Here is a 5,390-nt window from a genome sequence, read left to right as displayed (position 1 = left end):
AGGCAGACCTGTGCGTCGCTGCTGCGCCCGTGGCGGGTGACCGCGCGCAGATGCCGCAATGCGGCTTCCACCCCACCGTACTGCGCGGCGCGTGCAAGTCTGGGCGGCGTGTGCGGGAGCACCTGGGCATACCAGCGCAACAGCCGCAGCAGCCGGTCGTGCGCCAGCAACCCATTGAGCAGCTCGGCGTGTACCGCCAGCGGTACATCAGGTGGACCCTCATGCTGGCGGACCGGCAGTGTGCGCAGCTGATCAAGCGTCGGCTTGTCCCAGCGCGCCTCACGCCATCGCGTCCAGGTGTGCATCGCTGCACCAACGCCCGCATAGCGCGCCTCGCGCCGGTCCAGGCTGATCAGGACCTGGGCCTGCCGGGGCGGCGGCTCCAGTGTTGACGGGTCCATGCCACGCAGCAGATGCGCCATGCCGCGCTCCACCCGTCCCCAGTGCCGGTGCGAGTCTCGCTCCACGCAGGCGATCAAGACCAGCGGAATGCCGTTCACGTAACACGTCAGGTCGCGTATGCCACGGCTGCGCGAAGTGCCGTTCACCCGCAGGTCGTCGGCCACATCCCAATGATTTCGATTGGGATGGTCCCAGTCGACCAGCGGAATGGATCGGCTGACGCGCGTACCGTCGGGAAGCGCCAGGTCCGCGGTGACGCCCGATTGCAGCAGACGCAGCGTGGACGCGCTGGCCGTGGGCCAGGACGCGCCCGCGAAGCTGTCGCTGACGGTGCGCAGCATCGCCTCCACGATCTCATCTGAGAGTGCGATCTGCCGGCCCTCATGCAGATGGCGGCACCGTCGAACGATGGCACGCAGGCGATCAGCGAGTAGTACGCTGCCGGGATGCTCCCTGAGTGTTCTGCATTGATCCGGTGCGACGTAGTTCCAGCCCTGGCGTTTCAGCCAGGCCAGGGCGGAACGGCGAACAGCATCTTCGTGGCGAGGTCCTGTCATGCATGCATCCGATGGTGTGGGATCGGCATGACACACGTCAGCGGATGTCTGTCAGAGGCCTTGTGTGCGCATCATTCCGGATCATGCAGATGGAGTCTCGTCCCGGTGTCGTGATTCACACGCAATTCGACGCGTCCTCGTCACTTCGATCTCAGCCGCCGATCTCACGCACCAGCGCATCCACTTCGCCATCCAGCTGCCGTTGCAGGGATTCAACTTCAAGGTGAAGGCGAAGGCGTTTACGACGCAGCGCGATCAGGTCGGCGCTGGCTTCGCTGCCCTCGGCTTGTACGTGCCGTGCAACATTCAGATTGGATCCTGCGTCGAGCACCTGCTGGACCGGCACCACGTGGGCGATGCCGGGAAGTGTGACGCGCCGGGCGCACAGATGAATGATCTGCTGGGCGATGCTGTCATCCAGCCGTGCGCCCTTGCCCGCCGCTCCCAACAGCGGACGGGTGTCGACGAACAGCACCGTGGCATCACGGCGACCTTTGCGCATGACCAGCAGAGACGTCGACATGGCGGTGCCTTTGAACAGACGCTCCGGCAGACTGATGACGATGTCCACCTCGTTTTCCTGAAGAAGCGCTCGACGGATGTTCGCTTCCTCGCCTTCGCGGAACAGCACCCCGTTGGGAACCACCACCGCCATGCGGCCGACCTTCGGGTCCAGCTGCGCCCGCATGTGCTGGACCAGGGCCATATGCGCCCAGTGTCGGGACGGCGTGCCGTACTGGAACCGGCGAAAGCGGTCGAACGCGGCCAGTTCCGGGTCCCACTTCAGGGTGAGTGGAGGCCGTGACAACGCGACCTGGAAACGCGGCTGTGCGGTCACCGCCGCTGTTTCCGGGTCGAAGCCCAGCGGGTCGGTGGCTTGCAGGCAGGCACCGTCCTGCCCGTGCAGCAGCAGGCGAACCCTCGCCATTGCCCACCTGCGGCGGTCTGCCTCCTGTCCGTTCAGGCGTATTCGCGCGGTTGCCGTATCGCGTCGGGCCCAGCGCGCTGCGGCCAGCAGCAGGCAGCCGCGGTGGCAGGCCGGGTCATGGATGTGGTCGCCGTCGCGGGGGTCCAGCAGGGCCGCCATGATGCTGGCCAGGGCTTCGGGCACGTGCAGCCCGTCTTCGCGCGTGCGCCGCCGGTGCTGCTGTCCCAGCATCTCGTCCGTGGCTTCGGCCAGGTCGGGACGGTGGTGGCCGTGGCGCAGGCGGAAGTCCAGCGCTGGAATGCGCAGACGTTCAATGACCCGATACATCGCGGCATCGGTGGGGAGACCGGCTCGCATGTCGAGGGCGTCCGGGACCTGGTCGAGTGCGTCCGGATTGTCCAGGCAGAAGGTCTCCAACACCGAGCGCACGCGGGCCGCCAGTCCATCCAGGGGCGCACGCGCCAGGCGCTCGAACAGGGTGGCCGAAGAGACCTCCAGCGCACGCGCTCCACTGGGTGCCGGCAGCTCGGTGCAGTCCTGCCGCCCGGCAGTCGCACGACGATCCACATCTGCATCGCTGGCCACCTTGAGCAGGACCAGCAGCAGCAACACGTGGGTAGCCGCCTCCTCATCCGCATGCCCTTCCATGCAGCGCCGCGCGAGTTTGAGGGCAGACAGCGTCGCGCGTGCGCTGCGCAGCGCGATCCCGCTCACGCGGCACGCTCCTGCAGCATCCGCTCGGTGAGGGCGGTGATCTCCGCGTCCCGCGCCTGCATGAGCGCATTGAACTGCTCGCGCGTGGACTGCAGCGCCTGGGTGACGGAGATGATGCGCTGCTGCGTAGGGCGCGACGGAATGCGCAGGCGCAGCTGCTCCACTGCGGACTTGCGCACGCTGTGCTGGCGGGAGCCGGCGGACTGGCGTCGAAGCTGCCGCTGCACGTCCACGTGATTGAGCTGCCACGCCAGGAAGGCGGGCAGCAGCAGGTCGGTTGCGGTGACCTGGATGATGTACAGGTGCGGGCTGCAGACCGTCTGCGCGGGAGGATCGGTCAGCAGATGGGCCAAGGGGCGCGCCCCCCTGTTGGCGAGCAGGATGTCGTGGTGCTGGACGTATCGTGGCGGATTGCGCGTTGGCAGCCGGGTGCGCAGCAGCCGCTCGGCAGTGAGCTGGGTGGGCGTGGTCAGGTTCTTGAGCTGGATGACATGGACCGGACCGTCGGGAACGGCGGGTATGGCCCCGCGGAAGGCATGACCCTGGCGGACGTGTGCCACGTCGGCCAGCGTTGGGTTGCGGTGAAGTACGTTCATGCGGCGGAAAATGCGCGGGGTGCCAGAACGCGTCAATAGATGAAAACCGCACCATTCGAATGGTGCGCGGCATCCGTGCTGAAAGCGAACACCTGCGGCACTCAACGGCACATTCCCGGCGTGGAAACGCGTGCCATCGTCACCCTCGACGCGTCGTACAAGAGCCAGTTTCCGCGCCCGGCGCGGCGACAGGCTACCGCGCGTACACGCCTGTTCATTGAGCTGACTGCGCGGCATCGCCGCCCGGTGATACCGCTATTCCATTTCGTTACCAGTGCCGCAGAGGATGGCGCAAATCCGGAGCGCAGAAGGAATTGCGTCACCGTCGTCGTCAGCCTTTACACATCCGTTGGAAAACTGCCACACAACGTTAACCCTGCCATGCACACAGTCACCCCGACCGCGGCATTCCGCACGCGGCATCCGGAGACCGACATGGGCCAGCAGCGCAATCAGAGTTCCCAGCAGAACCAGAAGGGTCAGCAGCAGGAAGGTCGCGACCAGCAGCAGCAACAGCAGCAGGAACAGCAGCAGCGCAACCAGAACCAGCAGCAGGGCTGGCAGGACGAAGAAGAGTGACCCTTGCTGGTCGCCGCGCTTCTTGAGACCCCGCTTCGGCGGGGTCTCGCGTGTCAGGGGCACGCCACGCGCCAGCCCTGCGTGTCGTCGACGAGTTCTCCAGCGGTGCAGTCGGTGGCATGGACGACGATGCCGCGTGCATTCGGCTGCACCCTCTGCTCCGGGAACCATGCGCGCGTGGCATCCACCACGATCAGCAGTCCCTCGTCGTCGCCCAGTGCAGCGAAGTGCGGCGTGGGTGGGCTGAGCGGCGTCAGCCCCAGTACGGCCTCGGCGCGGGCATGCAGTGCCGGCACGTCAGCAACGGGCAGCCCGACTTCGCTCACACACGTCAGCTCGCTGCCATGGAAGGGGCCTGTGCGGTCCGAGGCTGGCAACCGTCGGCGCCCGATCAGCTCCAGGATCAGCCCGTCCGGTCCCTCGAAGTAGATCGATTCGGACGCCCAGGCATCGCCAAAAGTGAAATGCGTCTCACCCTTCGCGTTGGTCTGCAGGGGCGCGCGCTGCAGCAGCCAGGTGGTGGCGGCCTCGAAGCGGTTGGCCGGCACATTGAATGCCAGGTGCACCCCGCCTACCGGCTCGTTTCCGGCCTCTCGCAGCCGCAGCCGGGTCCAGCCGATCTGCGCGCAGTGGCCTTCCACAGGAAGCTGCAGTACCTCGCTGAAGTATGCGCAGGCCTGCGCGAGGTCTGAAACCGGAAGGGTGAGGTCTACGATTCGCATGTCAAAACCCTGACATCCTGTAGCGCCACACTGCGTGCGCTGGGGGGTGGGGTGGCCTTTAAACTGTGACGAGCGTCACGCTTAATGGGATTGCCCGGTGCCTGTCGGGGCCCCGTGAACGCCAACGCATTGGCGCGCCGTTATGCTACGCCACCCGGCGCGGAATCCGCCCGCGCCCGACACGAATCAGGAGGATCCGTTGTCCCATCTTCGTCCCATGACGCTGCTCGCCCTGTCCCTCAGCATTCTTCTGGCCGGCTGCAAGCCCGAGGCCGCGCCCGCACCAGCACCTGAAAGCGCCGCAGCTGCGGCACCCCCGGCAGCGCCGGCGACTCCGACCGCGGCAGCTGACACGGCACGCCCTGCCTCGCCTGCTGAACCCACCGTGGCCGAAGGCGAGGCCGAGTGCCCTTATCCCGACTTCGAAACCTTCCTCCCCCACTTCGGCAGGGAGATCGCGTTGCAGGAAAAGTCGACCGCCGACCCGCTGGTCAGCGAGTATGTGGACGTGAGCGCCGACCCGGAGCCTGCCATGGTGGTGAAGCAGATCCCGCTGGCCGATGTGGGCTGGCCGGTCATGCCCAATCCTGCCTCGGCGGGCAGCAAGGCACGTGAGATCACGCATACCCCGCAGCCTGACGGCAGCATCAAGGTGCAGTTCCGTACGCCCAACACCAGCGACCAGCAGTCCTACTACTTCGCGAAGAAGCCCTGCTGGCAGCTGGTGCGCAAGGTAGACGAATCCATCTGACCCGGTCGGTGGCCACCCATGACGGCTGTCGTCCCGTGACAAGGAGCCTGTAATGTCGAGAGTCCTGCTGGTGCCCGCGCTTGTTGTGCTGCTGGCTGCGTGCAGTGGCCCGGGTGGCGAGGCCGGAACGCCGTCCGCGCC

At 66.6% G+C, this 5,390-nt stretch carries 6 protein-coding genes; 2 read left to right on the top strand and 4 right to left on the bottom strand.

Annotated features, from left to right (window positions below):
* The 3 genes from EGJ34_RS20235 to EGJ34_RS20225 all read right to left on the bottom strand — a co-directional run.
* The coding region (locus EGJ34_RS20235; protein WP_148100533.1) for a type I restriction endonuclease at positions 1-959 on the bottom strand (959 nt) is incomplete at its 3' end.
* Positions 960-1,110: 151 nt separating this feature from the next.
* Entirely contained in the window at positions 1,111-2,601 is a 1,491-nt protein-coding gene (locus EGJ34_RS20230) for an N-6 DNA methylase (RefSeq protein WP_125362233.1), read from the bottom strand.
* Entirely contained in the window at positions 2,598-3,197 is a 600-nt protein-coding gene (locus tag EGJ34_RS20225; RefSeq protein WP_125362232.1) for a restriction endonuclease subunit S, read from the bottom strand. Before EGJ34_RS20225 ends, EGJ34_RS20230 begins: the two co-directional genes overlap by 4 nt.
* Positions 3,198-3,236: 39 nt before the next feature.
* Here EGJ34_RS20225 and EGJ34_RS20220 point away from each other — a divergent pair, with 39 nt between their 5' ends.
* Positions 3,237-3,776 (top strand): hypothetical protein, encoded by a 540-nt coding sequence (locus EGJ34_RS20220; protein WP_125362231.1) that lies wholly within the window; start codon positions 3,237-3,239, stop codon positions 3,774-3,776.
* A 53-nt stretch (positions 3,777-3,829) separates the two neighbouring features.
* On the opposite strand, the gene EGJ34_RS20215 is transcribed toward EGJ34_RS20220, so the two are convergent.
* Positions 3,830-4,498 (bottom strand): VOC family protein, encoded by a 669-nt coding sequence (locus tag EGJ34_RS20215; RefSeq protein WP_125362230.1) that lies wholly within the window; start codon positions 4,496-4,498, stop codon positions 3,830-3,832.
* A 199-nt stretch (positions 4,499-4,697) separates the two neighbouring features.
* On the opposite strand from EGJ34_RS20215, the gene EGJ34_RS20210 reads away from it, so the two are divergent.
* Positions 4,698-5,249, top strand: a complete 552-nt coding sequence (locus tag EGJ34_RS20210; RefSeq protein WP_125362229.1) for a hypothetical protein — start codon at positions 4,698-4,700, stop codon at positions 5,247-5,249.
* Positions 5,250-5,390: the final 141 nt, after the last annotated feature.

The sequence above is a fragment of the Stenotrophomonas sp. 278 genome (assembly GCF_003935715.1).
Taxonomy (GTDB): Bacteria; Pseudomonadota; Gammaproteobacteria; order Xanthomonadales; family Xanthomonadaceae; genus Stenotrophomonas; species Stenotrophomonas maltophilia_AH.
The sequence above is the reverse complement of the archived record's forward strand: the minus strand, read 5'-3'. Positions and strand labels throughout refer to the sequence as shown.

Bases quoted from the DNA above. Each gene is read 5' to 3' on its own strand.
- EGJ34_RS20225 (WP_125362232.1), bottom strand. From the start codon at position 3,197: ATGAACGTACTTCACCGCAACCCAACGCTGGCCGACGTGGCACACGTC.
- EGJ34_RS20220 (WP_125362231.1), top strand. From the start codon at position 3,237: ATGAAAACCGCACCATTCGAATGGTGCGCGGCATCCGTGCTGAAAGCG.
- EGJ34_RS20215 (WP_125362230.1), bottom strand. From the start codon at position 4,498: ATGCGAATCGTAGACCTCACCCTTCCGGTTTCAGACCTCGCGCAGGCC.